Raw genomic sequence first — 25618 nt, forward strand, 5'->3', positions numbered from 1 at the left:
TCAGACGGATGCGGGCCGGTAGACGCTGAGCTTGGCCAGGCCGCCGAGGCCGGGGTCGACGAGTCCGTGGTTGTAGAGGGCGCCGCCGTCGCCGGCCACGCCGATCACCGGGCCGGAGTCGGCGAACAGCAGGGGTTCGACCACCACGACGTCGCCCGCGTGCACGCCGCCGGGCACGTCGCCGAAGGTGCGCGCGGTGCCGGCGTAGACCTCGATCAGGCCGACCCGGGCCTGGTTGTCGGCGTCTCCGGCGAGCCAGTCGTTGAAGTCGGCGACGCCGTGGAAGCGGGCGTCGGTGATCGGGTGCTCGCCCAGCTTGCCGAGGTCGGCGTCGCCGAGGTAGCGCAGCACGTTGCCGACGGAGCTCGGCTCGCCGTGGGCGCCGGCACTGTCGTTGATCGCGATGGTGGCCAGCTCGCCGGCGTGCGGGGTGCCCCAGATCGACGACGAGGGCGCTGCCGTCGTCGAGGTGCCGCCGCCGTAGCCGCTCGCCGCGGCCTCATCGGCCGCCTGGTAGGCGTCGGCGCTGGTCTTGACCAGGCCGTTGATCTGCTGCAGCAGCTGCAACAGCGTGCGCACGGCCGTGACCTGGGTCGACTGCAGCGCCGAGTTGGCCGCAGCGACGGCGCTGCCGAAGGCCGCGAACGACGTCGGCTGGACCACGAGTTTCTCGAGGTCGGCGACCGCGTTGATCCCGTGGGCGACGATGCCGCCGACGTTGCCCACGATCGAGCGCATGGCCTCGGGTTCCGCCCGGTACTCGCCCGCGGTGACCATGGCTCTCCTTCCTGGGTGCGGCGTGTCGCCTCCCCCGTGAGGGTGGCCTCGGCAGAGCGTAAAAGCGCTCCCGGGAGCGAGCGGACGGCAAAAGTACCCACCAGGACGGCCGCGGTGGTGGCGAAAATACGGGGTATGAGCCCGTCGGTCGACCGCCTGGACCTGCTCGGCGAGCAGCCCGGGGAGATCATGCTGCAGTCCCCGCCGATGCTTCCCAAGAGCGGCTCGGGCGGGCTGGTCCAGCTCATGATGTTCCTGCCGATGATGCTCGGCATGGGCGCGATGTCGTTCGTCTACATCGGACGCGACGGCGGGGTGATGACCTGGATTTTCGGCGCTCTGTTCGTGACCGCGATGGGCGGCATGGTCGTGATGTCGCTCGGGCGCGGCGGGATGGCCAAGAAGGCTCAGATCAACGAGGAGCGCCGCGACTACCAGCGTTATCTCGCGGGCCTGCGCACGAAGGTGCGCGCGGTCGCCGACGAGCAGCGCGCGGCGCTCATCGCGCAGCAGCCCGACCCGGCCGACCTGTGGGCGTACGTGGAGACGGGCCAGTACTGGGATCGCCGCCGCGGCGACCGGCACTTCGCGCTGGTGCGCGCGGCCACCGGCCCGCAACCGCTCGCGACGCCGTTGCGCGCGCCGCAGACGGTGCCCCTGGAGGACCTCGACCCGGTCTCGTCGACGAACCTCAAGTACTTCATCCGCACGTACTCCACTGTGGAGGGCCTGCCGGTTTCGGTGTCGCTGCGCTCGTACGCGGCGACGACGCTCTCGGGCCGGCGCCCCGAGGTGCTCGGGATGACGCGTTCGCTGCTGGCGCAGCTGGTGACCTTCCACTCCCCCACCGACCTGCGCGTCGCGTTCTGCGTGGCCCCGGACCGGCGGCACGACTGGGAGTGGGCGAAGTGGCTGCCGCACGCCACCGCGCCCGCCCTGACCGACGCGACGGGCCGGCGCCGGCTCGTGGCGTCCGGCCCGGTGGAGCTGGCCGAGCTGCTGGGCCCGGACCTGGGCGACCGTCCCGCGTTCACGCGCCGGCCGGGCACGCCGCAGGACCTCCCGCACGTGGTGGTCGTGGTCGACGGTGGCGGCACCCAGGGCGAGCCGCGGCTGCTCGCCGAGGAGGGCCGGCTCGGGATCACCGTGCTGGAGGTCGGCGGCGAACAGCCGCGCGCCGCGTCGAACGAGCAGCTGCTGAGCCTGCACGTGGCCCCGGACCAGCTCGGCATGGTCGTGCTCGACGGCGGCACCGAGGCACGGCTGGGTTTCCTCGGCACACCCGACCAACTCGACCGTGGCGCGGCGGAGGCGCTCGCGCGCACGCTGACGCCGCTGTACCAGGGCACGGCGGTGGTCAGCGAGAAGCCCATGTCGGCGACGTTCGGACTGGCCGGGCTGCTCGGCATCGGCGACCCGCGCGACACCGACACGACCGTGACGTGGGCGCCACGCGCGGCCCGCGACCGGCTGCGCATTCCCCTGGGCGTGAACCCCGAGGGCCGGTCGGTGGAGCTGGACTTCAAGGAGTCGGCCGAGGGCGGCATGGGCCCGCACGGGCTGGTGATCGGCGCGACGGGCTCGGGCAAGAGCGAGCTGCTGCGCACGCTCGTGACCGCGCTGGCCGTGACGCACTCGTCGGAGAAGCTGAACCTGGCGCTCATCGACTTCAAGGGCGGCGCGACGTTCGCGGGCATGACCGGGCTGCCGCACGTGTGCGCGGTGATCACCAACCTGTCCGACGACCTCACGCTCGTCGACCGCATGGCCGACGCGTTGAACGGCGAACTGTTGCGGCGCCAGGAACTCCTGCACTCGGCCGGCAACTACGCGTCGGTGCGCGACTACGAGAAGGCGCGCGCCGACGGGGTGCCGCTGCAGCCGTTGCCGTCACTGCTGGTGATCATCGACGAGTTCTCCGAGCTGCTTTCGTCGCGGCCGGAGTTCATCGACCTGTTCGTGGCGATCGGGCGGCTGGGGCGTTCGCTGGGGATCCACCTGCTGCTGGCTTCGCAGCGGCTGGAGGAGGGCCGGCTGCGCGGGCTCGATTCCCACCTGTCGTACCGGATCGGGCTGCGGACGTTTTCCGCTTCGGAGAGCCGGGCCGTACTCGGGGTGGCCGATGCGTATCAGCTGCCGCCGGTGCCCGGGTCGGCGTATCTGAAGTCCGACAACGACACTTTGACGCGGTTCAAGGCTGCTTACGTGTCCGGTGAGCTTCCGCCGCGAAGCACGATCGTGCGTGAGGACGGGCAGCAGGTGGGGGTGCTGCCGTTCACGTTCGAGGCGGTGGAGGTGCCGTTGGCCGCGTCGGTTCCTGTGGCCGGGACGGTCGAGAAGGGCACCGGGGAAACCATCATCGGCGCAATGCTTTCCCGTCTGGAAGGCCGCGGCCCGGAGGCCCACCAGATCTGGCTGCCGCCGTTGTCCGAACCACCCACCCTGGACCAGCTCCTGCCACCACTGGGCGACGACCCGTCCCGCGGCCTGTGCCCCCTCGGTTGGGGCGGCAACGGCAAGCTGACCATCCCCGTCGCCCTGGTGGACAAACCCTTCGAACAACGCCGCGACATGCTCTGGGCCGACTTCTCCGGCGCGGCCGGCAACGCCCTGGTCGTGGGCGCACCGCAAAGCGGCAAGTCGACTTTGCTGAAGTCCGTCGCGGCGATGCTCGCGTTGACCCACACCCCTTCGGAAGTGCAGCTTTTTGTGCTGGACATGGGCGGCGGCGCCTTGGCACCGATCGCCGGCCTGCCCCACGTCTCGGGTTACGCCACGCGCCGTGATGCCCAGCGCTGCCGGCGCGTGGTGGCTGAGCTGACGACGTTGCTGGAGCAGCGCGAGGAGTTCTTCGCGGCTCAGGGTCTGGAGTCGATGGCCGCGTTCCGTTCTCGGCGTGCTGATTTGGTCGAGAGCACCGACGGCCGAGAGTTCGGCGACGTGTTCCTCCTCGTGGACAACTGGACCACGATCCGGCAGGAGTACGAGCAGCTGGAGGAACAGATCACCGGGCTTGCCGCGCGGGGTCTGGGTTTCGGGATCCACGTGATCGTGACGGTGAACCAGTGGATCGGCGTGCGCGCCCAGCTGCGCGACGCCATCGGTACACGCTTCGAGCTGCGGCTGGGTGATCCGGCTGATTCGTCGATCGATCGCAAGGTGGCTCTGAACGTTCCCGCTGATCGGCCTGGTCGTGGTCTGACTGGCGAGAAGCTGCACTTCCTGGCTGCGCTGCCTCGGGTGGATGGTGACCAACGGCCGGAGACGATCGGTGCGGGTGGCCTGGATCTGGTTCGTCGGGTGACTGCCGCGTGGCCTGGTTCTCGTGCTCCGCAGGTGCGTTTGCTGCCTTCGGAGGTGCCCCTCGAGTCGCTTCCCTCGGCGCCTTCCGGACGGGTGGTCCTGGGCATCGCCGAGTCGACCCTGCGGCCGGTTCACCTGGACTTCTCTTCGGATCCCCATTTCCTGGCATTCGGGGATGTGGAGTCGGGCAAGAGTTCTCTTTTGCGGGCCATCGCGTCGGGCATCTCTGCCGCGTTTACTCCTGACCAGGCACTGATGCTGGTCGGCGACTACCGGCGGGGTCTTTTGGGCGCCGTGGACCAGCCTCATCTGTTGGGCTACGCGGGCGCCGAGAACACCTTGACGGACCTGGTGGGCCAGTGTGCGACGGCGATGCGGAACCGGCTGCCAGGTCCGGATGTGACTCCGGAGCAGCTGCGTTCGCGGTCTTGGTGGCGGGGGCCGGATCTGTATGTGTTGATCGATGACTACGAACTCGTGGCTACTTCGGGGAAGAATCCGTTGTTGCCGTTGCTGGAGTTCCTGCCGCAGGCCCGGGACATCGGCCTGCATTTGATCATCGCCCGCGCTTCCGGTGGGGCGGGGCGGGGTCTTTACGAGCCGGTGCTGCAACGCGTGCGCGAACTGGGCTCGCCGGGGTTGATCATGTCTGGCACGAAGGAAGAGGGGCCGTTACTGGGTGACGTGAAGCCTTCGCCCCAGCCCCCGGGCCGGGGGACGCTGGTGTCGCGTCGGCATGGGACGGGGCTGGTGCAGGTGGCGTGGACGAAACCGGTGGAGTCGTAGGGCCGGAGCCAGCCCCGCCCAGGACTCGGAGCAGGGCCAGCTCGCGTCACATTGCCGGACCGTCCAGCGCGTCGCGGAGATCGAGCAACTCGCGCTGGACCTCGTCGGCGGGCTCGAACGGCACTCCCGCTCGGTCAAGTATCACGAGGCAGACACCGAGAAACCCACGGGTGAGCTCACGGTACATGCGGTTCGCGACCACCGAACTCGCCAACAGCCGCTGGACGAACAACGCCAGCGCCGGCGGGTCGATACTCCAGAAGTCGTTCGCACACATCCCGAAGCCTGCCGCCGCGAGGTCGAGGTTCTCGTTCGCCGCGAGCATCTCGGCCATGCCCATGAAGAATTTGCCGATCTGCAGCGCGGGGCTCCAGACCTCCTCGTCACCGACGAAAAAGATGTAGCTCATCGTGGGACTCCATGTAAATGGTCACAACTGGGCGCGCGCCGAGACGTCAGTCCGCCGACGGCTTCTGCTTCAGAAATTCGGAGTACAGCGGTCTGTGCGGCCAACGCAGCCAGTCCGGCCAACGGAACTCACTCATCACTACCCCCGAACAAACGCCTTCGCCAGAACCAACGATACGGACCCACACAACCGCGAATCCCTGCGCGCCCCTCACCGCGGGTCACCTCTGAGGCAAGATCGTCCACGCCTACGACCACGATCTGCCGGTGGCACAACGCTGTCAGCACCCTACTTCCGTCGGTCCGAGACCCGACTGAAGTAGGTTATCAAGTTTCCACATGCCGCCTACGTTGGTGAAATCATTTCATCGACGTGGAGGGGCTTACATGCGTTTCGCGAAGGCAGTGGCCGTGGTGGCCGGGGCGGCCGCGGTGTTCGGCGTCGTGTCGGCGGGGGCGGCGAGCGCGGCCGGGCCGCGGATCATCGGTGGGGAGACCGTGAGCTCGGCGCCGTGGGGTGCGCAGGTTTTCTGGGACGACGCCACGGACTTCGGCGGCTTCGAGTGCTCCGGCACGATCATCGCGGCGCAGTGGGTGCTCACCGCGCAGCACTGCCTGAACGCCCCCGGCATGCATGTGAAGGTCGGCAACGTCGCGCTCGGCCAGGGCACCGAGGCAGCCGTGGACCAGCAGAAGGCCTCGCCCGACGGGGACATCGAGCTGCTGCACCTGTCGTCCGCGGTGGACGCGACGTTCATGAAACTCGGCGACGCTGATCCGGAAACCGGTGCCACCAACCAGATCTACGGCTGGGGCCGCACCGAGGGCAACAACCCGCCGTCGGACACCCTGAAGACCGCCGACGTCAAGGTCACGGGCCAGGGCACCGACGCGTTCAACGGCACGGCCATCACCAGCGAGGGTGTCACGGGCGCCTCCTGGCACGGCGACTCCGGCGGCCCCCAGCTCGCCGACGGCGTGCAGGTCGGTGTGTGCTCCACGGGCGAAAACTCCGGCAGTGACAAGAATGGCACCCAGAACTACGCGAGCGTCGCCGCGAGCCGCGACTGGATCAAACAGACCGCGGGCGTCTGACTCCGTTGCAATAACGAGCCGCCCGCCGCGTCGGGCGGCTCGTTATTGCGATGCGCCGGCCGGGCCGGTTCGGCACACTCGATCCCGTGCTCACCGCCGAGATCGCCGTGGACGTCCTGTCCCGTCTGCAGACAGCCGGCTGTCACGTCTGGATCGCCGGTGGCTGGGGCGTCGATGCCTTGCTGGGCCGCGAAACCCGCGTGCATTCGGACCTGGAACCTGCTGCACCGGTTCGAGGAGGAGCCCACGGTTCTCGCGGCACTGAACGACTTCACGGAGTCCGAGGACTTCCGCCCGGTGCGCTTCGTCCTCACCCGCCCCGACGGAGCGGCCCTCGACCTGCACCCGCTGCACTTCGAGGCCGACGGCTCCGCCACCCAATCCGCCGACTCCGCGGGCGGCCTCTTCCGCTATCCGACGGACTGCTTCGTCACGGGGACGATCGGCGGCGTCACCGTGCCATGTGTCTCGGCGGCGCAGCAGCTGAGATTCCACACGGGCTACGAACCGCGGCCCCACGACCTCGCCGACGTCGCGGCCCTGCACGCGGCCTTCGGCCCCGCGAAGTAGCCGTCAGCTCAACAACCCCAGCAGCGCCTGCTTGTCCGGCTTTCCCGAGGCCGCAACGGGAACCCCGTCGATCACCGTCACAGAAGACGGTACGGCGGCCTCCCCCAGCGAAGACGCGACCACGCCACGCAGAGCGGCCACGTCAGGGACACGACCCGGTGCCGCGACGACAAAAGCATGCGCCGCCTCGCCGGTGGAAGGGTCGGGAGCCGCCACGACGTACGCCTGGTCCACGTCGGCGTGCGAGGCGAGGGCGCGTTCGATCGGGCCGGCGTAGTGGATGACCGCGTTGACGATCACGACGTCGCGGGTCCGGCCCGTCAGGTGGAGGAAGCCGGCAGCGTCGACGTGGCCGATGTCCTGGGTGCGGACCCAGCCGTCGCGCAGGACGTCGGCGGTCTGGGAAGGATTGCCCCAGTAGCCCGAGAACTGGCCGGGCGACCGGACGAAGATCTCGCCCGAAGCGCCGGCCTCAACGTCAGTCCCCGAGGAGTCGCGCACGGAGATCTCGACGCCCGCGCAAGGGCGGCCCGCGGAGCCCAGGGCGTCCGGGAACGCGGCGACGTCGGCCGGCGTCAGCACGGTCAGCTTGCCCACCTCGGTCTGGCCGTACGCCTGCTGCATTCCCGGCCCCACGCGGGAAAACGCCTCCGCCATCAGGCCCGGAGCGACGGGTGAGCCGGCCACCACCAGCATCCGCACGGAACTGACATCCACCGACGAAGTCCGCAGCACGTCCAGGATCCGGTACAGCCGCGGCACCGTCGTCAGAGCCGCCGTGATGTCCAGCCGGGGCAGGATCCACGGGAAGTCGGGCAGCTCGGAAGGGATCACCACCGTCCCGCCGGCCAGGAGGCACGAGCGCAGGTGCGTGATCATCACCGCGCTCGTCAAGGTGCCGAACAGCAGGAAACGCCGGTACCGCGCGGCCAGATCCGCGGGCGTCTCCTCAGGACGTTGCTCGATCCCCTGCGCCGTCAGCGCTTCGAAGCTGTAGGCCACGCCCTTCGGCAACCCCGTGCTGCCGCTGGTGAACACCACCCAGCCGATGTCGGACGGCCGCCCGGCCGGCACGGGTTCCTCGAACACCGACAACAACTCCGGCCCGACCCGCAGGATCTTCGCCCCCGCCGCCGTCGCGCGCAGTTCCGGCGTCTCGGAGGCCTCGTCGACGACGACTGCCGCCAGGTCGCCCACCACCGCCCGCAGGTGCGTGACCGGCAGGCCGGCCCGGATGCCGACGGTGCGGCACCCCAGCGTCTGCGCGGCGATCTGCGCGGCCCACCCCTCGGGCGTCACGGCGGTGGCGACCCCGACGCCGTCACCGCGCGAGACGCCCGCACCCCGCAGGGCGGCGACGAAGCGGCCGATCAGGTCGCGCGCCTCACCCCGCGTGACCTTCCGCGGGCCGTGCTCGAACGCCACCGCGTCCGGCTCCGAATCGAGCGCGTCCAGCACCGCCTGCGGAAAGACCATCGCACCGTCCTTTGTCCGACCCGGAAAACGCAGGACCATCCCTACCCGAAAGATCTCAGAATTCCGTCAGAGCGTGCACTCTCGGTGAGCGCAGCGAAAGCGCCACTCCCGCCGCCACCACCACGATCAGCCCCGCCGCCGCGGACAGCGTCCAGAAGTCCGGCCGGACGATCGACTGGCCGCGCAACGCCTGCCACGTCACCAAAGCGAGCACGCCCGCGTAGCCGGCGACCGCGGTCCACACCAGCCGCCGGCGCACGACGTCGGACGACAGCACCGGGTACCGCCGCGCGAGCGCCGCGAGGCCCAGCGCGATCAGCGGCAGCGCCTGGATCGCGTGGATGCCCACGAAGTGCGGGATCCGCAGGTCCCCGCCGGCGGTGCTCCAGCCGAGCACGGGCAGCCCCGGCCCGCCGTCCGCCAGACCGACCGTGTGCCCGCCGATCGTCGGCGGCCGCTCCCCCGCCGCCTTCATCGCCTGCTGCGCCGGTGTCGGCGAGAACATCAGCAACGCCAAGCCCATCCCCACGGCCGCCAGCGCCGTCCCCCACCGCAGCGCCGACGCGAGAGCGCGGTCCGGCAGCTTCTGGAACAGCAGCAGCACGACCACGGCGGCCGTCGCGCCCCACGCCGTGAAGGCGCCGGTGGCGACGAAGTTGTTGATCGTGACGTCGGACGGTGTCGCGTGATTGAAGTGCAGCGCCCGTCCGCGGACCACGACCTGCCACACGAGCAAGGCCATGTCCGTGCCGATGCCGACGGCGAACACCGTGCCGATCCACCACCCGGCCCGCCGGCCGCGCCGCAGCAGCGTGAGCAGCCACGCGAGCGTCAGCGCGTACATTCCCACCGACACCGCGAACTTGAACGGTTTCGCCCACAGCGGCGCGTTGACGAGCGTGCGATCATCGAACAACAGTCCCAGTGCCGACACCACCAACAGCAGCGCCATCGCCCCCGCGAGCACCACGAGCGGCCGGTGCGGCCGATCCTTGACCATTCCCCCGAAATTCATGGTCACCAGGGTTGCGCGGGCGCCGGCGGAGGGCACTGGAGACCGCCCCCGTCCCCGGGGTGGGGAGCGCCCCACCCCGTGTAGGTAATAGTGCCGTCAACGCGACCGGCAGTTGTGCCGTTTGACCACACCTCCTCATTTTCTAGCGTGACATTCACAACGCGCGGGCAGGGGCAAGCCTCTCGCGCACCGGGATCTTCCGCGAGAGGGAAGGAGGTGGCCCGTCATGTCCAGTCCGGGATTCCAGGCAGATTCCGCTGCGATGACGCGCGCCGTCCAGGGCTTCGAGGAAACCGCGTCGAACGCGAAGACGACCATGGCCAGCTTGGAGTCGGAGCTCACCGAGACTCTGCGCAACTACAAGGGCGACCAGGCCGTGGCGTTCTGGGACCTGCAGCGCCGGCTCCAGGAGAAGATGACGGCCGCCGTGAAGGAGCTCGACACCATGTCGCAGCTCGTGCACACGAGCCACACGAACTACAACACCGGCGACTCGGACGTGCACCAGAGCTTCCAGAGCGTCGGCCACAACCTCGAGGGCGCTTCGGTGATCCCTCGCCTCAACCTTTGAGTCACGGAGAGGATCGGCAAGATGGCTGACGTCGTCGAAATCAACTTCGCCGCGCTGCAGTACAGCTCGGCGTCGCTGGCCGCCAAGGCCAAGGCACTGACCTCGCAGCTCGAGCAGCTGCACCAGAACCTCCAGCCGATCACGGCCACGTGGTACGCCTCCGGCAGCTCCGCCGGTGAGGCCGCCCGTGCGGCCGAGACGCGGCTGCGGCAGGCCACCGCCGACATCGTCGCGATCATCGCGCAGTTCGGCGGCAAGGTGGGCGACGCCCACGACCTGCAGTCGCAGCTGGAGAACCGCAACCAGGGTCTGTTCGCCTGATCCGCTCCCGACGTCGGTCGGCCGGTGCGGGAAACCCCCCGCTCGCACCGGCCGGCCGGCTTTCCAGCGTCCGTTATGCACGAGAGGGTCGGGACCGATGCACGACCAGTCGTACTACGTTCACCTCGAATCGCTGAAGGACTTCGTGCGGGAACTGGAAACCCAGATCCACGCGATGTCCAAGCCCAACGACTTCCTCAGCACGCTCGGCGACCACCCGCTGCTGTTCGGGGAGTTCGGGGAAGCCGGCTCGCTCGTCGACGCCCACCGCGCCGCCGTCGCGGAGATGCGGGGGCTGCTCGAACAGGTCCGCAGCGCGATCACCTTCGCGCAGGACGTGACCACCACCGTCGCCGACGGTTACGAGCAGGCGGACCAGTCGGTGGCCGGCGACCTGCACCAGTCGGGCAGCGAGACCGGCCTGCTCGATCCGCTGCTTTCGCTGCTGGGCCTCGGGTCCGGCGGCTCGAACAACTCCGGGGGGACGGACGCATGAGCGGGGCGCACACCAACTTCGCCGCGTACACGCACCAGCAGCTGTACGCGATGCTGCAGGCCGGTGACCCCAGCAGCGCCCAGGCCGCGGCCGACCAGTGGAACTCCACCGCGATCGGGCTGCACGAGCAGGCCGAGAACCTGTCGAAGGAGCTGTCGGACTTCTCGGGCGAGTGGACCGGCGGCGCGGCGGACCAGTACTCGCACATGATCACCGACCTCGTCGGCGGCATCCGCAAGGTCGCGCAGACCGCGCAGGGCATGCAGCACATGCTCGAGGACGCGGCCGACGCGCTCGTGAAGGCCAAGGCCGAGATGCCGCCGCCGGTCTCGGTGCCCGATGTCTCGCCCGGCCAGGTCGCGCTGGCCGTGAACCCGCCGTTGCTGCCGTCCGACTCGTCGCCGGCCACTCTCGCCGCCGCGGCCCAGCAGCGGCAGCAGGCGATCGCCGACGTCGAGGCGCAGCAGCAGGCCGCGAACGCCGCGGGTTCCGCGCACGCCAAGGCGATCGTGGTCATGACCAACCTGGCTACGAACTACACCACCGCCGAGGACTCGATCCCCGTCTCGCCCAACGCGGTCGACACGCCGGCCGCTCCCCCGGCCGGCGGCGGCGCGTCCGGTGGCGGTGCGACCGGCAACGGCCTGGCCGACCCGGGTGTCGTCGTCGGCACCCCGGACGACTCGCACCCGCTGCCGGCCGACGGCTCGGTGGCGGGCGCACCGGGGGCTCCGGGCTCGGATCCGGCGACTTCGGGCGGCCCGCTGTTCGGCGATATGTTCACCGCGGGTCTCGCGGCGGCTTCGGCGGCGGCGTTCGGGCGGTTCGGCTCGATCATGCCGAAGGTGCCTTCGTGGGCGTCCGGAAAGGACTCCGACGACAAGAAGGACGAGCCTGCGGGCACGAAGCTGGGTGGCGGCGCGGGCACCGAAGGCGGTGCCGGCGGCGGCATCCCGATCGGCGGCGGTGACGCGCCTTCGCTCGACGGCGGCGGAATCCCCGGCGGCGGCGGCCTTTCCGGCGGCAGCGACGCCCCGGCGGCGCACTCCGGCCTCGCGGGCGACGGCGGCGCGTCGAACGTCCTCAGTGGACTCGCGGGCGGCGCGGCCGGTGCCGCGGGCGCGGCGGCGAAGAGCGCGATGCCGATGATGCCCATGATGCCCATGGGCATGGGAGCCGGTGGTGACATGGGTTCCGGACGACGGATCCCGGCGTGGCTCGTGGAGACAGAGAACGTGTGGGGCCAGCAGGCGCCCGTGGCTCCGTCGGTGATCGGCGAAGAGCCGGAAACCTACTGATCGGGAGGACGGCTCGGTGACTGCTGCAGTGGACTCCGGGGGTTACCGGGTCGCTCCCGCCAAGCTCGACGCGGCCGCGGCGGACCTGGGCGGCCGCGCGGGCGCGCTCGAGACGGCACAGAAGGCCGTGGCGGGGGTTTCCGTGCCCGCCACGGCGTTCGGCCAGGTGTCCGCTTCGGCGGACTGCGCCGCCACGTTGAAGAAGACGTTGTCCGAGCTCGGCGAGAAGATCGACGGTCAGGTGCAGCGCGCGAAGGTGCTGCAGAACGGGCTCACCGCGTCGGCCGCGGGCTACCGGCGCGCGGACGAGCAGGTGGCGGCTTCGTACCGGTCGTTGCTGCCGGAGGATCCACTGCCGGCGGTGAGCGGCCCCGCCGGGGCGGCGGCGAGCGGGACGTGGGCTCAGGACATCGCGGCGAACCGCACCAAGGTGTCCGACGCGCTGACTTCGGAGCAGACGCACCTGCAGCAGCTTCAGTCTTCTGGCGCCAGCGCCGACGACATCGCGAGCTCGCAGCGCAGGATCGCGCTGTACCAGGACATCCTGGCCAATAATCGCCAGATCCTGCGGTTCGACCCCGCGGCCGACGGCCGGATCGCCGAGCTGGTGGGCTCGATCCAGCCGGGGACGCGCAACGTCGGGCTGTTCGTGCCGGGCGTGAACACGCGGCTGGACAACTTCCAGGGCTACGCCGACCTCGGCCGCAGCCTGGTGGCCGCCGACCCGACGGGCCGCACGGCGATGGTCGTGTGGGCCGACGGCGACTTCCCGCAGAACCCCCTGGTCGAGGGCCCGGACGCGAGCTACGCGCAGACGATGGCCCCGGACCTCAAGACCTTCGGCGACGAGCTGCGCGGCCAAGTCGACGCCCAGACCGGCGGCGCCGCGACCATCACCGCCATCGGCCACAGCTACGGCGGCGCGACCGTCGGATTGGCCGACTCACAAGGCCTGGCCGTCGACCGCGTGCTGCACGTCGAGTCGGCGGGCATGGGCCACGGCGTCTGGAGCCCGGCCGACCTGCCCGCGAGCCAGGCGGGCGTGCAGCGCTTCTCGATGACGGCGCCGCTCGATCCCATCGTGCTCGCCCAGGGCAACGCCTGGGGTGCCGAGTGGACCGGCATCGGCCACGGCGCCGACCCCGACACGTTCCCGGGCGTCACCGACCTCACGACAGGCAACGACGCGGCTGGCAACGAGCTCTGGGGCCTGTCCTCGCACAGCGACGTGCTCAAGCCCGGCTCCGACTCGTGGACCAACATCTACGGTGTCCTCACCGGCGGTGCGCTCACGACGGTGCCGGGGGTGCAGCGATGACCCTCTCGCTGCTGGCCCACGAGCTCACGGCCGTCATCGACGACGTCGCCGCCACCTTCGGCCCCGACGTGACCCCCACGGTCGCCGGCGAGCTCGACTGCGACCCCGCCCACCCGGGCACCCTGGTGTGCTGGCAGTACGGCGTCCGCCTCGACCACTGCGGCGACGCGGAACACCGGCTGGCGGAGTCCGTGCTGCCCTCGCTGGAAGCCGCGGGCTGGTCCGCACACGACCGCAGCACCCCCCGCGAACTCATCGCCCGCTTCAACCGCGACGGCGCCGACTTCACCGTCCACGTCGCCCGCGCCGGCGGCGGAGTGGCGATCATCGGCTCGACGCGCTGCGTGGTGCCGGTCTGAATCACCGGGCGTCACACCGACGCCGCCGAGCTAACGCAGCCAGCGCAGGGCCGCTTCGGCGGTGTCTTCGGGTGTGCGGTTGAAGGCGATGGCCGCGGCGGGCGCGAGGCGGTGGACGAGGTTGACGACCTGCTCGAAGAGTTCCAGCAAAGGCTCGTAACCGCGGATGCCGCCGCCGATGATGACGCAGGCGTAGTCGGCTCGGGTCAGAGCGGATTCGATGGCGGACAACGGATTGTCGTCCGGAGCGACGAGGCAGAGGTCGGACTCCAGGCCGTGGGTCGCGAAAGTGGCCTGGCCGCGCGCGATGGCGGCCTGGACCGGGGCGGGGTCCCAGCCGTCGAGCCGGGTGGGGTCCAAGCCGATGACCAGGACGCGACCTTGAGACACGGGAATCAAGCCCCGAACCGGGAAGCGCGCCACGAGCGGCGGCGGCCACGGCGCACGGTGGCGACGGCGAGGCCCGCGGCGGCGGCCAGGACAACTCCGCCGAGGGCGATGGCGGCGGCGGGGATGTCCACGCCGGCGTCAGCGGGGACCGGCGCAGGGACAACAGCAGGCAAAGCGACCGGAGCGACCGAGCCGCCCGGGCCCGCGACGGAAGCGGGCAGCGTCGACGAGACGGCGGCATAGGCGTCCACCACGCCCCAACCCCGGCGAGGGTCGTGGCCGCCCGACGGAGGGCGCGAGGCCGTCAGTGTCAAGCGGGTCACGACCTGGTCGCCCGTGAAATCCGGGTGGGCGGCGCGCACCAGGGCGGCGACGCCGGCGACGTACGCGGCGGCCAGGCCCGGGTCCGTCACCGGCCAGCGGTGCGCGACGGCGCCGCCCGCGCCGGCCGAGGTGCTGACGAGGTCGGCGCCCGGGGCGGCGACGCCGAGGTAGTCGCCGGCTTCGGTCTGGACCGGCGCGCCCGCCTGGTTCGTGGAGCCGACGGCGAGTACGCCCGACGAAGCGGTGGGATAGGTGTGCGCGCCCTGCTGGGTGGCGGCCGCGGCGGAGACCACGACGGCGCCGCGGGAATGGGCGCGCGCGACCGCCGCGGCCAAAGCCGGGCTGTCGAAAGCCGCCGGCACCGCGATCAGCAAAACCCCCGCGCCCCGGTCGAGGGCCGTGTTCATGGCGCCCGCCAGTGCGCCCGGGTCGCCGCCGTCGTGGGACGAAGCGTCGACGTATTGCAGCGGCAGGAGCTTCGCGCCCGGTGCGACGCCGACGAAAGTCGTTTCCCCCGAAGGCTGCGCGGCGACGATCCCCGCGGCGATGGTGCCGCGGCCGTCGCAGTCGGACGGGGCCGTGCCGGGGCCGGTGAGGACCTGGCCGGGCGCGAACTGGCCGTTCTGCGCGTCGACGCCGGTGCCGATCACGGCCACCACCTGGCCGTCTCCGCGGGTGAGCGGCCACAGGCGCTGCGGGTCGACGAGCCGCTGGCCCCACGACACGGCGCCGGTGTAGGTGCCGGACGGGTTCGCGCACGCCCCCACCGCGCTCGCGGACCCGGCGACTCCGACGGAAGACAGGGAAGACACGGCCACGAGACCGGCCACGGCGAAGACGGCTGGCCACCTCACCGCGGCACCCTCCCGGAGAATCTCGCTGTCCGACAACGGGATTCTAGTCGAGCGGGCGCCGCGGCAACAGGTTCAGCGCAGGTCCATCCCGAGGTCCAACGCGGGCGAGGAGTGCGTGAGCGCCCCCACCGCGAAGTAGTCCACACCGGACTCGGCGTAGGCCTTAGCACGGTCGAGGGTGAGGCCACCAGAGGATTCCAGCCGCGTTTTCGGCGAAACGGCGTTGCGCCGTTCCACGGCCTTCGCGCAGTCCTGCGGCGTGAAGTTGTCCAGCAGCACCTCGTCGGCGCCCGCGGCGAGCGCCTCCTCCAGCTGCGCCAGGTTGTCGACCTCCACCTCGCACGCCAGTTCCGGCGCGTGCTCGCGCGCCGCCGCCAGCGCGGCCGTGACGGAACCCGCCGCGACGACGTGGTTGTCCTTGATCAGCACGGCGTCGCCCAGACCCATGCGGTGGTTCACGCCGCCACCGCAACGCACGGCGTACTTCTCCAGCAGCCGCAGGCCCGGCGTCGTCTTGCGGGTGTCGCGGATCGCCGTGCCCGAACCCTCCACTTCGGACACCCACCGGGCGGTCGCCGTCGCGATGCCCGAGAGGCGGCAGACGAGGTTCAGCGCCGTCCGCTCGGCCGTCAGGAGGCCGCGCACTGTGCCCCGCACCGCGAGTGCGGGCTCGCCCGCCGCCACCCGCGATCCGTCGGGCCGGCTGGACACCACTTCGTAGTCCGAACCCAGCACCGCGTCGAACACCGCCAGTGCCACGGGCAGCCCGGCCACGACACCCAGCGAACGCGGGGTCAGCTCGGCAACCGCGCGCGCGTCGGCCGGGACCGTCGACGCCGTGGTGGCGTCCGGCCCGTACCGCAGGTCCTCTTCGAGCGCCGTGGTCACCACGCGGCGGACGTCGGCGACCTCGAGCCCCGCCTCCACGAGGGCGCGTGAGACGGCGTCGGAAAACGGGAACAACTCGGTCATGCCACACCTTCCAGAGCGATCGGGTCGGCCAGCACGGGCTGGCCGGAGGGGCTGAGCCGGATGAGCTGGCTGCGCCGCCAGCCCTCTGCCCGCTCGGGAAAATCGGACCGCACGTGGCAGCCGCGCGATTCGGTGCGCCGCGCCGCGGCGGCGAGAAGCGCCTGCGCCACCACGGTGAGCGCCGCGTCCTCCACGGCCGCGTGCGTCCACAACGGACTGTCCTGCGTGGACAGGTCCAGCACGGAACCCGCCGCCGCCAGGCCGTCGGCGTCGCGGCCGATCGCGGCGTAGCGGCTCATCACGCGCTGCAAAGCGTCACGCTCGGCCGCCGGCGCCGACGTCCGCGAGGGCAAGCGCCCACGCGACGGGTCCGGCAGCAGCCCGGCCGCGAGGTCGGCGGCCACGGCCTGCGCCACGCGGTGCCCCACCACGAGACCTTCGAGCAGGCTGTTGGACGCCAGCCGATTGGCCCCGTGCAGCCCGGTGCGGGCCACCTCGCCCGCCGCGTACAGCCCGGTGACGCTCGACCGTCCATCCACAGTGGTCACCACACCACCGCACGCGAAGTGCGCCGCGGGTGTCACCGGGATCGCGTCCACGGCCGGGTCGAGGCCCAGCACCGCGCAGGCCGCGTGCACGGTCGGGAACCGCCTCGCGAAGCCGGAAATGCCGGTGGCGTCGAGGAAAACGTGGTCGTCGACCCCGCCCGGCGCCAGCCCCATCCGCCGGGTGATCGCGGCCGACACGACGTCGCGCGGCGCCAGGTCGCCCAGCGGGTGCACGCCGGCCATCACCGACTGGCCGGCGCCGTCGACGAGCGTGGCTCCCTCACCGCGAACGGCCTCGGTGACGAGCGGGCACCGGCCACGAGCCCCCGGCGTGTAGAGCACCGTGGGGTGGAACTGCACGAACTCGACGTCGGCTACGGTCGCACCCGCCCGCAAGGCAAGGGCAAGACCGTCGCCGGTCGCGATCTCCGGGTTGGACGTCGCCTGGTAAAGCTGGCCGAAACCGCCGCTGGCCAGCAGCACGGCCGAAGCTCGCACGACGCCGGGCACGCCGTCGCGGTCCAGCACGGTCACGCCCGCCACCTCGCCCACGGGCGTGAGCAACGCGTCGACCGCGATGTGGTGCTGCAGCACCGGCACGCGCCGGTCGCCCGCCTGCGCCACCAGCGTGCGCTCCACCTCGGCGCCCGTGGCGTCGCCGCCCGCGTGGATCACGCGGAACGCGCTGTGGCCACCCTCTCGAGCGCGCGCCAAGCCTTCGGCACCGGCGTCGAACTGAGCGCCGCTGGCCCGCAGCCACTCCACGGCCGCCGGGCCGCCGTCGAGGATCGATCGTGCCGCGTCCTCGTCGCACAGGCCGGCGCCCGCGGTGAAGGTGTCTTCGGCGTGCTTCGCGACCGAGTCGTCGCGGTCGTGCTCGCCTTCCAGCACCACCGCGACGCCGCCCTGGGCCCAGCGCGTGTTGCCGTCGGACACCGCGGCCTTGGTCACCACGAGCACGTGCAGGCCGAGCTCCTGCGCCCGCAGCGCAGCCGTCAGCCCGGCCACCCCGCTGCCCACGACAACGAGGTCTGCACGGGCTTCCCAGACCGGGGTTTTCGCCTGTGAAGCGTTAACCGGGGTGGTCATTCGCCGCCGCCGGGCTGCCCGATCTCGATCATCCGCTGCACCGAGGCCCGCGCCCTGGCGGCGGTCTCGAGGTCCACGTGGACCTCGTCCGCGCCTTCGCGCAGGCTCCGCAGCAGCGCGGCGGGCGTGATCATCTTCATGTACCGGCAGGACGCCCGGTCGTTCACCGCGCGGAAGTCGATCTCCGGCGCGGCCTTGCGCAGCTGGTGGATCATGCCGATCTCGGTCGCCACCAGCACCGAGCGGGCCTTCGTGTCCCGAGCCGCGTGAACCATGTCGCCGGTGGACAGGATCTTCACCCGCTCCGGCGCCACCACGCCCTCGCCCGCGAGGTAGAGCGCCGACGTCGCGCAGCCGCACTCGGGGTGGATGAACAGGTCGGCGTCGGGGTTCTCCTCGGCCCGCGCGGCCAGCTCGGCCCCGTTGATGCCGGCGTGGACGTGGCACTCGCCGGCCCAGATGTGCATGTTCTGCCGGCCCGTCACGCGCTTCACGTGCGCGCCGAGGAACTGGTCGGGAAGGAAGAGAACTTCCTGGTCAGCGGGGATCGAAGCCACCACGTCGACCGCGTTCGACGACGTGCAGCAGATGTCCGTCTCCGCCTTCACCTCGGCGGTGGTGTTCACGTACGACACCACGACCGCGCCCGGGTGCTCGGCCTTCCAGGCCCGCAGCTCGGCGCCGGAGATGGAGTCGGCGAGCGAGCAGCCGGCCCGCGCGTCGGGGATCAGCACCGTCTTCTGCGGCGCCAGGATCTTCGCGGTCTCGGCCATGAAATGCACGCCGCAGAAGACGATCGTGGACGCGTCGCTGCTCGCCGCGATGCGGCTCAGCGCCAGCGAGTCGCCGGTGAAGTCGGCGATGTCCTGGATCTCCGGGACCTGGTAGTTGTGCGCCAGCAGCACCGCGTCGCGCTGACGAGCGAGCTCGCGCACCTCCTCCGCCCAGTCCGCGTTCGCCTCGACCCCGCCGTACGGAGTCAGGTTCTGCTCAACCGTGGTGGTCATGTGTGGCCCTCCTGGACCGTCGACGGGTTTTCGCCTTATAATCGAAAACCGTGCGAAGTCATCTTAACACCCAGACCCCCTTGGCCCACGAGGTTCTGGGAGCGGTCCTGCAAGTGCGCTCGGACACACTGCGCGTGCTCCTGTGGCGCCGCGCGCTCGACCCGCACCTGGGCCGCTGGTCGCTCCCGGGCGGCCGGCTGCGCCCCGACGAGGACGTCGAAACGTCCATCCGCCGCCAGCTCGCCGAGAAGGTCGACGTGCGCCAGCTCAAGCACGTGGAGCAGCTCTCGGTCTTCAGCGCGCCTGACCGCGTGCCGGGGCCGCGCGTGGTCGCCACAGCGTTCCTCGGGCTCGTGCCGTCAGACGTCGACCCGGAGATCCCCGAGGACACGCAGTGGCACGACGTGACCGCGCTGCCGCGCACCGCGTTCGACCACGAGGCGATCGTGCTGCGCGCCCGCGACCGGCTGCGCTCGAAGCTCAGCTACACCAACCTCGGCTTCGCCCTGGCGCCCGAGCAGTTCACGATCTCAGCTCTGCGCGGGCTCTACTCCGCCGCGCTGGGCTACCGGGTGTCGGCGACGAACCTGCAGCGCGTGCTCTCGCGCCGGGGACTCCTCGTGCCCACCGGGGACACCGCGTCACCCGGTCGGGCCGGCGGGCGCCCGGCGGCGCTGTTCTCCTTCGCGGGCAAAGGGATGCAGATCACAGACCCGTTCGCAGTCCTCAAGCCGCCGCCGAAAAGGTGATGGACTGCGAGCGTGCCCCGGTACCCGTACGGTGGACGCGTGACCGAGCCGGAGCAGGAGCAGAACCCCAGTGGGACGGCGACACTGCCGTTGTTCCCACTGCAGACCGTACTGCTCCCCGGTACGCACCTGCCGTTGCACATCTTCGAGCCGCGCTACCGCCAGCTGACCGCCGACCTCGTGGGCGGCGCCGTGCCGGGGCGCGAGTTCGGCGTGGTCGCGCTGCGCGCCCCGCTCGTGCGTGAGGTACGTGGTCTGGACCACGTGTACGACGTGGGCTGCAGCACCGTGCTGCGCGAAGCGAAGCGGCTGCCCGACGGGCGCTACGACGTGGTCACCAAGGCCGCCCGCCGCTTCCGCCTGCGCGAGCTCGACTGCACGTCGGCGCCCTACCTGATGGGCGTGGTCGACTGGCTGCCCGACGACGCCGTGCCGGCCAGCGCGGTCGAACCGGGGCAACGACTCGGCGAAGTCGCGCGCGCGGCCCACCGTCGCTACTGCGAGGCCGCCTGGCACGACGACGACTGGAGCACGCCGGACGACGACGCCGACGTCAACGAGCTCGCCTACCAGCTCGCCGCCGACTGCCTGTTGCCGCTGGAAGACCGCCAGCTGCTGCTGGAGGAGACGCACCCGTTGCGGCGCCTGCGTATCGTCTGCCGGTTGCTCACGCGCGAGGCGTGGTTTCTGGACACGCTCAGCGCCGTGCCGCTGCCGCCGACCGAGTTCGCCGACTTCTCGAAGCCGGCGAACCTCAACTAGCGCCTCAGCCGAGGCGACGGCCCAGGTCCTCGCGGCCGTTCCACGCCGCGAGCAGCGCGTAGACGAGCGAGGTCACCAACGGGGCCGCCAGCCAGATCCACCCGGACTCCAGCTGCGGCGGCGCCGAGATCACCGCGCCCAGCGCGGGCGCCGTGTCGATGGCGTACTTCGAGTTCACGAACGCCACGCCGACCTGCGTGCCGAGCCAGCCGGCCAGCGCGGCGCCCCCGGCGGCGGCCACGAACACGACCGGGCCCCGGCGTTCGCGCATCAGCCACACGATCACGCCGATCAGCAGCCCCGTGGCCAGTGCCAGAAAGCCGTAGATGGCGAGGTCGTCGAAGCGGTGCCAGCTCTCCAGCTCCAGCGGCACCCGCTGCCCGTCGGCGGTGACCACGCGCTCGCGCTGCGGCGGCGCCATCAGCGACCACAGCCAGCCGAGCGGGATGCCGAGCAGGCCTGCCGTCGACAGCACGCTCACGGCCGGCAGCAGGTCGGCCTTCACCACGACCTTCGGCCGCGCGCGGTGCGGTGGGAAGAGGTTCGGCACCGACCAGGCGTCGGCCACGGCGGACGACCGGTGTGCTGCCTTGCCCGCGGAATCGACCACCCCGGACTCCCTCCCTGCGTTTGTGCGGACCGAGCGTAACCGGTCAGCACCCGCGGTCAACCACTGGCGGTCTCGCCGTGCCTGCTGCACCGCGCCGTCCAGCCGACGGGCGTCACCTGCACCACCATCCGGCGGGCGCAGAACACGCAGAACCGCGGCGGTTCGAGCGCCGTGCGCGGGTTGTGGCAGGCGTCGTGATCGGCGCCGCCGGGCGACGCCTGTCCACAGTGGACGCAGTAGGCGGGTGGGTCAGAGGCTGTCACTGAGGGCCTTGACCGGCATCTTCAGCTCGTCGAGCATCTTCAGGTCCGCGCTCGCGGGCCGGCCGAGGTTCGTCAGGTAGTTGCCGACGATGATCGCGTTGATCCCGCCCAGCATGCCCTGCTCCGCGCCCAGGTCGCCCAGGGTCAGCTCGCGGCCGCCGGCGAAGCGCAGCATCGTGCGCGGCATGGCGAGCCGGAACGCCGCGACCGTGCGCAGGGCGTCCTTGCCTTCGACGATCTCGAAGTTCTCGTACGGCGTGCCCGGCTGCGGGATGAGGAAGTTCATCGGCACCTCGTGCGGGCTCAGCTCAGCGAGCTGCACGGCGAACTCCGCGCGCTGCTCGACGGTCTCCCCCATGCCGATGATGCCGCCGCAGCAGACCTCCATGCCGGCCTCGGCGACCATCCGCAGGGTGTCCCAGCGCTCTTCCCACGAGTGCGTGGTCACGACGTCCGGGAAGTGCGAGCGCGCCGTCTCGAGGTTGTGGTTGTAGCGATGCACGCCCATCTCGACGAGCTCGTCGACCTGCTCCTGGGTGAGCATGCCGAGCGAGCACGCGATCTGGATGTCGTTGCCGTCGGCACGGATCGCCTGCACGCCCTCACGGACCTGCGACAGCAGCCGCTTGTCCGGACCGCGCACGGCGGCGACGATGCAGAACTCGGTCGCGCCCGTCTCGGCGGTCTGGCGCGCGGCCTTGACCAGGCCTGGGATGTCGAGCCACGCCGAACGCACCGGCGACGGGAAGCGGCCCGACTGCGAGCAGAAGTGGCAGTCCTCGGGGCAGCCGCCGGTCTTGAGGCTGACGATGCCCTCGACCTCGACCTCCGGGCCGCACCAGCGCATGCGCACCTCGTGCGCGACCTGCAGCGCCTCGCCCAGCCGTTCGTCGGGCAGCCGGAGCACGGCCAGCACCTGTTCTTCAGACAATCCGACCCCGCGCTCGAGCACCTGCTCGCGCGCGACGGCCAGCACGTCCGAAATGTCCTGGGCCGGCTTTCCCGCCACTGCGGTCACGACGTCTCCTGTCTGTCGAACTTCTGCACGGGCGCGCTCTGGAGTCATGGTGCCCGAGAGCCCGCCGTATGGGCTGCGACGCCCGTCACTTATTCACGGAAGCGGTCCGCGTGAAAGCCTCCGGATCGAACTCCCCGCCGAACCACGGCGAGAGCCCGGCGCGCGCCCGTTCCACGAACGTATCGTGATCCGTCGGCGCCAGCCCCCCGGGCAGCACCCCGAGCAGGGGTGCCCCTGCCGCGGTGGGCAGGTCGTGCAGGTTCTCCACGGACGCGAGATCCGGCTCGGCCGGCCACGCGCCGACCACCACACCCACGACGTTGAGGCCGCGTCGCGTGGCGACCTCAGCGGTCAGCGCCGTCGCGTTGAGCGTGCCGAGGCCCGGCTGGGCCACGATCACGATCGGCGCGCCGAGCGCCCACGCGACGTCGGCCAGCCCGCTGCCGTCGGCGTCGAAGCGCACCAGCAGGCCACCGGCACCCTCCACGAGCGTGAGGTCGTGCTCGGCGTCGAGTGCGGTGGCGGCTGCCGCGATCTCGCCAGGGCCCAGCGTCGGCAGGCCGCTGCGCCGCGCCGCCGCCTCCGGGGAGAGCGGGTCGGGGTAGCGCCGCAGCTCACGCGTGGTCACGCCCTTGCCGGCCAGGCGCACGACCTCGTCGAGGTCACCCGCCTCGCCCGGCACGACCCCCGTCTGGGCCGGCTTGAGCACCGCGACGCGCTGCCCTTGCCCGAGCGCCAGCGCCGCGATCGCCGCCGTGGTGATCGTCTTGCCGACCTCGGTCCCGGTCCCCGTCATCACCAGCATGGTCACGGGCCATCAACTTAGTCACCCGCACCCGGTGCGCACCACGTCCGGGTGGGATCACCCACGATGTGGGGTGACCGGCGTCCCCGCCGCCACGAACGCGCCCGCCACCGGGTCGGACAGGTAGACCTGCGCCGCGCCGACGTCGAAGTACAGGCCTGTGAGGAGAAGCTCGCCGCGGGCTTCGGCCTCGGCGACCAGCGGGTACGCGCGCAGGTGGTCGAGCTGCTGCAGCACGTTGTGCAGGGCCAACCGGTCGGGTTCCCGGGCGGGAAGCTCGCCGCCGAGCGTGACCGGGCCGCCGCGGCGCAGACTGGGCTCAGCGTGGCGCAGCCAGCCCTCCAGTGCCGTGCCGGCCGGCGGCCCGTCGGCGAGCGCGCCCATCGCGCCGCACGAAGAGTGCCCGCACACCACGATCTCGCGCACGTGCAGCACCCCCACCGCGTACTCGACGGCGGCGTTCATCGACGGGTCGGCCTGCGCGGGCGGCACGAGGTTGCCGATGTTGCGGACGGTGAACAGGTCGCCCGGCCCCGACGTGGTGATCAGGTTGGGCACGATGCGCGAGTCGCCGCAGGTGATGAACAGCGTGTGCGGACGCTGGCCGTCGGCGAGGCCCGAGAGCGTCTCCTTCAGCAGCGGCGCGGCACGGCGCTGGAACTCCGTGGCACCGCGGTGGGTCCGCTGGCCGGGCAGGCGGACGTCGACGGCCTGCCAGTCGGACCACGGCGCGAGCCAGCGCGGCACGGCGCCGGCCGCAGCCGTGCGCCGCAGCGTCGGGGTGCCCTCCTTGCCCTTGCCGAACCACGGGTGGCCGACCTCGTCGACGACCACGGTGCCGCCGGCCCGTTCGTGGGCCTGCTGCCAGCTCGACAGGCTTTCGAAGGCGGCGTGGTCGAGGTAGTCGGCGACCAGCTCGAGGGTCACGACCGTGCCGGGCGGGACGGCGCCGAGCACCTTCGACAGGCGCGGCACGGACAGGAACGTGAGCACGCCCTCCACGACCACGCGCCACTCGTCGCCGTCCCGCTCCGCGTGGACACCGGACCACACCGTGCGGCGCAGCATGAGGGCCACGGCCAGCACGATCCCGGCGACCACACCCGTGAGCAGGTCGAACACCACCACCCCGGCGAGCGTCACGAGGTAGAGCGCGAGGTCGCCGTGGCGCAGGACCTGTCTGAGGTGGCCGGGGTTCACGAGCTTCACGCCGACGTGCACGAGCAGGCCGGCGAGCGCGGCCAGCGGGATGTTCCCGATCAGCCCGGCGAGCGCGACGACGAAGACCAGCACCCACACGCCGTGCAGGATGGCGGACGCGCGGGTCTTGGCGCCCGCGGCGACGTTGGTGGAGCTGCGCACGATCACGCCGGTCACCGGCAGGCCGCCGAGCGCGCCGGACACGAGGTTGGCCGCGCCCTGGCCCACGAGCTCGCGGTCGAGGTTCGCGCGCGGGCCGGTGTGCAGCTTGTCCACGGCGACGGCCGAGAGCAGGCTCTCGACGCTCGCGATCAACGCGATGGTCACCGCCGCCAGCGCGACGTCGGTCCAGCCGTCGCCGGGCAGCTGCGGCGCGAAGCGGATCTGCAGCAGGTCGCCGGGCAGCTCCACGCGCGGCAACGTCATGCCCGCGACGAGCGAGATCACCGTGGCGAAAGCGATCGCCGCGAGCGGCCCGGGCACCCTGCGCACGGCGGCGGGCAGGCGCGGCCAGACCACGAGGATCACGATGGTGAGCAGCCCGATCACCGCCGCCGCGTCGTGGTGGGCCACGACCTGCGCGGGCAGCTCGGCGATGTTCTCCAGCGCGGAGCTCTGCGCCTGCCCGCCGAGCACGACGTGGAGCTGGCCCAGCACGATCGTCACGCCGATGCCGGCGAGCATCCCGTGCACGATGGCCGGCGAGATCGCCAGCGCCGCCCGCGCGATGCGGCTCAGGCCCAGCAGCACCTGCAGCGCACCGGCGAGCACCGTGATCAAGCAGGTGACGGCCCACCCGAAGGTGGCGATCGTTTCGGCCATGATCACCGTCAGGCCGGCCGCGGGCCCGCTGACCTGCAGCGGCGAGCCACCCAGCGCTCCGGCGACCACACCGCCGACCACAGCGGCGATCAGCCCGGCGACGATCGGCGCCCCGGACGCGAGCGCGATGCCCAGCGACAGCGGCACGGCGACGAGGAAGACCACGAGCGAGGCGGGCACGTCGTGGCGAAGCACGGCAAGTCGGCTCATGATCACCAGGTAACCCGATTGTGGGTTAAATGTCCGCTATGCCCCACCTGATGGCATGAATTTTTATCGGACACCCACTTTCGGGTTGCGCGGGAGCTCGAACGCTGGCCGGTGCGGGTGTGCACCGGCCCAGTCGGTCAGTGGGCTGGTCGGTGAACTGGCCGGCCTCGCCTAACGGTCAGTGGGGCTGCTCCCGGCCGGC

25 protein-coding genes are annotated in these 25618 nt (G+C 71.5%); 11 read left to right on the forward strand and 14 right to left on the reverse strand.

Annotated features, from left to right (window positions below):
* On the reverse strand, positions 1-777 hold the full coding sequence (locus ABZU76_RS01280; protein ID WP_354863885.1) for a WXG100 family type VII secretion target: 777 nt from the start codon (positions 775-777) through the stop codon (positions 1-3).
* Positions 778-912: 135 nt separating this feature from the next.
* Here ABZU76_RS01280 and eccCa point away from each other — a divergent pair, with 135 nt between their 5' ends.
* Complete coding sequence (gene eccCa, locus ABZU76_RS01285; protein ID WP_354863887.1) at positions 913-4866, forward strand: type VII secretion protein EccCa; 3954 nt, start codon at positions 913-915, stop codon at positions 4864-4866.
* Positions 4867-4912: 46 nt separating this feature from the next.
* On the opposite strand, the gene ABZU76_RS01290 is transcribed toward eccCa, so the two are convergent.
* Positions 4913-5275, reverse strand: coding sequence for a DUF6086 family protein (locus ABZU76_RS01290; RefSeq protein ID WP_354863889.1), 363 nt, complete (start codon positions 5273-5275; stop codon positions 4913-4915).
* A gap of 386 nt (positions 5276-5661) precedes the next feature.
* Here ABZU76_RS01290 and ABZU76_RS01295 point away from each other — a divergent pair, with 386 nt between their 5' ends.
* Positions 5662-6369, forward strand: a complete 708-nt coding sequence (locus tag ABZU76_RS01295; protein ID WP_354863891.1) for a trypsin-like serine protease — start codon at positions 5662-5664, stop codon at positions 6367-6369.
* A 159-nt stretch (positions 6370-6528) separates the two neighbouring features.
* Entirely contained in the window at positions 6529-6939 is a 411-nt protein-coding gene (locus tag ABZU76_RS01300; protein ID WP_354863893.1) for a hypothetical protein, read from the forward strand.
* Between the two features lie 3 nt (positions 6940-6942).
* On the opposite strand, the gene ABZU76_RS01305 is transcribed toward ABZU76_RS01300, so the two are convergent.
* On the reverse strand, positions 6943-8415 hold the full coding sequence (locus tag ABZU76_RS01305; RefSeq protein WP_354863895.1) for a long-chain fatty acid--CoA ligase: 1473 nt from the start codon (positions 8413-8415) through the stop codon (positions 6943-6945).
* A 55-nt stretch (positions 8416-8470) separates the two neighbouring features.
* On the reverse strand, positions 8471-9430 hold the full coding sequence (locus ABZU76_RS01310) for a hypothetical protein (protein ID WP_354863897.1): 960 nt from the start codon (positions 9428-9430) through the stop codon (positions 8471-8473).
* A 226-nt stretch (positions 9431-9656) separates the two neighbouring features.
* Between ABZU76_RS01310 and ABZU76_RS01315 the strand changes: the two genes are divergently transcribed.
* The 6 genes from ABZU76_RS01315 to ABZU76_RS01340 all read left to right on the forward strand — a co-directional run bounded on the left by ABZU76_RS01315 (position 9657) and on the right by ABZU76_RS01340 (position 13793).
* Positions 9657-10001, forward strand: coding sequence for a WXG100 family type VII secretion target (locus ABZU76_RS01315; protein WP_220237978.1), 345 nt, complete (start codon positions 9657-9659; stop codon positions 9999-10001).
* Positions 10002-10022: 21 nt separating this feature from the next.
* The gene (locus ABZU76_RS01320) at positions 10023-10322 is read left to right on the forward strand and encodes a hypothetical protein (protein WP_220237977.1); all 300 of its coding nucleotides are present in this window, start codon (positions 10023-10025) and stop codon (positions 10320-10322) included.
* Positions 10323-10419: 97 nt separating this feature from the next.
* A complete protein-coding gene (locus ABZU76_RS01325) occupies positions 10420-10818 on the forward strand; it encodes a hypothetical protein (protein WP_220237976.1) in 399 nt (132 codons plus the stop codon).
* The gene (locus ABZU76_RS01330) at positions 10815-12116 is read left to right on the forward strand and encodes a WXG100 family type VII secretion target (RefSeq protein ID WP_354863899.1); all 1302 of its coding nucleotides are present in this window, start codon (positions 10815-10817) and stop codon (positions 12114-12116) included. The genes ABZU76_RS01325 and ABZU76_RS01330 overlap by 4 nt, the downstream gene beginning before the upstream one ends.
* Positions 12117-12132: 16 nt before the next feature.
* A complete protein-coding gene (locus ABZU76_RS01335; protein WP_354863901.1) occupies positions 12133-13434 on the forward strand; it encodes an alpha/beta hydrolase in 1302 nt (433 codons plus the stop codon).
* Positions 13431-13793 (forward strand): hypothetical protein, encoded by a 363-nt coding sequence (locus tag ABZU76_RS01340; RefSeq protein ID WP_220237974.1) that lies wholly within the window; start codon positions 13431-13433, stop codon positions 13791-13793. Before ABZU76_RS01335 ends, ABZU76_RS01340 begins: the two co-directional genes overlap by 4 nt.
* A 30-nt stretch (positions 13794-13823) precedes the next feature.
* Here ABZU76_RS01340 and ABZU76_RS01345 read toward each other — a convergent pair whose 3' ends face one another.
* From ABZU76_RS01345 to nadA, 5 genes are all read right to left on the reverse strand, one after another.
* Positions 13824-14183 (reverse strand): hypothetical protein, encoded by a 360-nt coding sequence (locus tag ABZU76_RS01345; RefSeq protein ID WP_354863904.1) that lies wholly within the window; start codon positions 14181-14183, stop codon positions 13824-13826.
* Between the two features lie 5 nt (positions 14184-14188).
* Entirely contained in the window at positions 14189-15361 is a 1173-nt protein-coding gene (locus ABZU76_RS01350; RefSeq protein ID WP_354863905.1) for a S8 family serine peptidase, read from the reverse strand.
* A 72-nt stretch (positions 15362-15433) separates the two neighbouring features.
* Complete coding sequence (nadC, locus tag ABZU76_RS01355) at positions 15434-16333, reverse strand: carboxylating nicotinate-nucleotide diphosphorylase (protein WP_354863907.1); 900 nt, start codon at positions 16331-16333, stop codon at positions 15434-15436.
* Positions 16330-17970 carry an L-aspartate oxidase gene (locus tag ABZU76_RS01360; protein ID WP_354863909.1) on the reverse strand — a complete coding sequence of 547 codons (1641 nt, stop codon included), beginning with the start codon at positions 17968-17970 and terminating at the stop codon, positions 16330-16332. Before ABZU76_RS01360 ends, nadC begins: the two co-directional genes overlap by 4 nt.
* Positions 17967-18977 carry a quinolinate synthase NadA gene (gene nadA, locus ABZU76_RS01365; RefSeq protein ID WP_354863911.1) on the reverse strand — a complete coding sequence of 337 codons (1011 nt, stop codon included), beginning with the start codon at positions 18975-18977 and terminating at the stop codon, positions 17967-17969. The genes ABZU76_RS01360 and nadA overlap by 4 nt, the downstream gene beginning before the upstream one ends.
* 113 nt (positions 18978-19090) lie before the next feature.
* Between nadA and ABZU76_RS01370 the strand changes: the two genes are divergently transcribed.
* Entirely contained in the window at positions 19091-19726 is a 636-nt protein-coding gene (locus tag ABZU76_RS01370) for an NUDIX domain-containing protein (protein ID WP_220237968.1), read from the forward strand.
* 39 nt (positions 19727-19765) lie between these two features.
* A complete protein-coding gene (locus tag ABZU76_RS01375; protein WP_354863913.1) occupies positions 19766-20488 on the forward strand; it encodes an LON peptidase substrate-binding domain-containing protein in 723 nt (240 codons plus the stop codon).
* 4 nt (positions 20489-20492) lie between these two features.
* On the opposite strand, the gene ABZU76_RS01380 is transcribed toward ABZU76_RS01375, so the two are convergent.
* The 5 genes from ABZU76_RS01380 to ABZU76_RS01400 form a co-directional block, all read right to left on the reverse strand.
* Positions 20493-21098 (reverse strand): DUF2567 domain-containing protein, encoded by a 606-nt coding sequence (locus ABZU76_RS01380; protein WP_354863915.1) that lies wholly within the window; start codon positions 21096-21098, stop codon positions 20493-20495.
* A 56-nt stretch (positions 21099-21154) separates the two neighbouring features.
* Complete coding sequence (locus ABZU76_RS01385) at positions 21155-21361, reverse strand: hypothetical protein (protein ID WP_285969315.1); 207 nt, start codon at positions 21359-21361, stop codon at positions 21155-21157.
* The gene (bioB, locus tag ABZU76_RS01390) at positions 21348-22379 is read right to left on the reverse strand and encodes a biotin synthase BioB (protein ID WP_220237964.1); all 1032 of its coding nucleotides are present in this window, start codon (positions 22377-22379) and stop codon (positions 21348-21350) included. Before bioB ends, ABZU76_RS01385 begins: the two co-directional genes overlap by 14 nt.
* An 85-nt stretch (positions 22380-22464) precedes the next feature.
* Positions 22465-23184: a dethiobiotin synthase gene (gene bioD / locus ABZU76_RS01395; protein ID WP_354864730.1), complete on the reverse strand. Its 720-nt coding sequence runs from the start codon at positions 23182-23184 to the stop codon at positions 22465-22467.
* Positions 23185-23241: 57 nt separating this feature from the next.
* Positions 23242-25416 (reverse strand): bifunctional SulP family inorganic anion transporter/carbonic anhydrase, encoded by a 2175-nt coding sequence (locus ABZU76_RS01400; RefSeq protein WP_354863918.1) that lies wholly within the window; start codon positions 25414-25416, stop codon positions 23242-23244.
* Between the last annotated feature and the right edge of the window lie 202 nt (positions 25417-25618).

Origin of the sequence: Amycolatopsis sp. NPDC005232, from assembly GCF_040607795.1 — a bacterium.
Classification (GTDB): Bacteria; Actinomycetota; Actinomycetes; order Mycobacteriales; family Pseudonocardiaceae; genus Amycolatopsis.

Bases quoted from the DNA above. Each gene is read 5' to 3' on its own strand.
- eccCa (WP_354863887.1), top strand. From the start codon at position 913: ATGAGCCCGTCGGTCGACCGCCTGGACCTGCTCGGCGAGCAGCCCGGG.
- ABZU76_RS01305 (WP_354863895.1), bottom strand. From the start codon at position 8,415: ATGGTCTTTCCGCAGGCGGTGCTGGACGCGCTCGATTCGGAGCCGGAC.
- ABZU76_RS01310 (WP_354863897.1), bottom strand. From the start codon at position 9,430: ATGAATTTCGGGGGAATGGTCAAGGATCGGCCGCACCGGCCGCTCGTG.
- ABZU76_RS01360 (WP_354863909.1), bottom strand. From the start codon at position 17,970: ATGACCACCCCGGTTAACGCTTCACAGGCGAAAACCCCGGTCTGGGAA.
- ABZU76_RS01340 (WP_220237974.1), top strand. From the start codon at position 13,431: ATGACCCTCTCGCTGCTGGCCCACGAGCTCACGGCCGTCATCGACGAC.
- ABZU76_RS01295 (WP_354863891.1), top strand. From the start codon at position 5,662: ATGCGTTTCGCGAAGGCAGTGGCCGTGGTGGCCGGGGCGGCCGCGGTG.
- nadA (WP_354863911.1), bottom strand. From the start codon at position 18,977: ATGACCACCACGGTTGAGCAGAACCTGACTCCGTACGGCGGGGTCGAG.
- ABZU76_RS01400 (WP_354863918.1), bottom strand. From the start codon at position 25,416: ATGAGCCGACTTGCCGTGCTTCGCCACGACGTGCCCGCCTCGCTCGTG.
- ABZU76_RS01325 (WP_220237976.1), top strand. From the start codon at position 10,420: ATGCACGACCAGTCGTACTACGTTCACCTCGAATCGCTGAAGGACTTC.
- ABZU76_RS01290 (WP_354863889.1), bottom strand. From the start codon at position 5,275: ATGAGCTACATCTTTTTCGTCGGTGACGAGGAGGTCTGGAGCCCCGCG.
- ABZU76_RS01330 (WP_354863899.1), top strand. From the start codon at position 10,815: ATGAGCGGGGCGCACACCAACTTCGCCGCGTACACGCACCAGCAGCTG.
- ABZU76_RS01280 (WP_354863885.1), bottom strand. From the start codon at position 777: ATGGTCACCGCGGGCGAGTACCGGGCGGAACCCGAGGCCATGCGCTCG.
- ABZU76_RS01320 (WP_220237977.1), top strand. From the start codon at position 10,023: ATGGCTGACGTCGTCGAAATCAACTTCGCCGCGCTGCAGTACAGCTCG.
- nadC (WP_354863907.1), bottom strand. From the start codon at position 16,333: ATGACCGAGTTGTTCCCGTTTTCCGACGCCGTCTCACGCGCCCTCGTG.
- bioD (WP_354864730.1), bottom strand. From the start codon at position 23,184: ATGCTGGTGATGACGGGGACCGGGACCGAGGTCGGCAAGACGATCACC.
- ABZU76_RS01315 (WP_220237978.1), top strand. From the start codon at position 9,657: ATGTCCAGTCCGGGATTCCAGGCAGATTCCGCTGCGATGACGCGCGCC.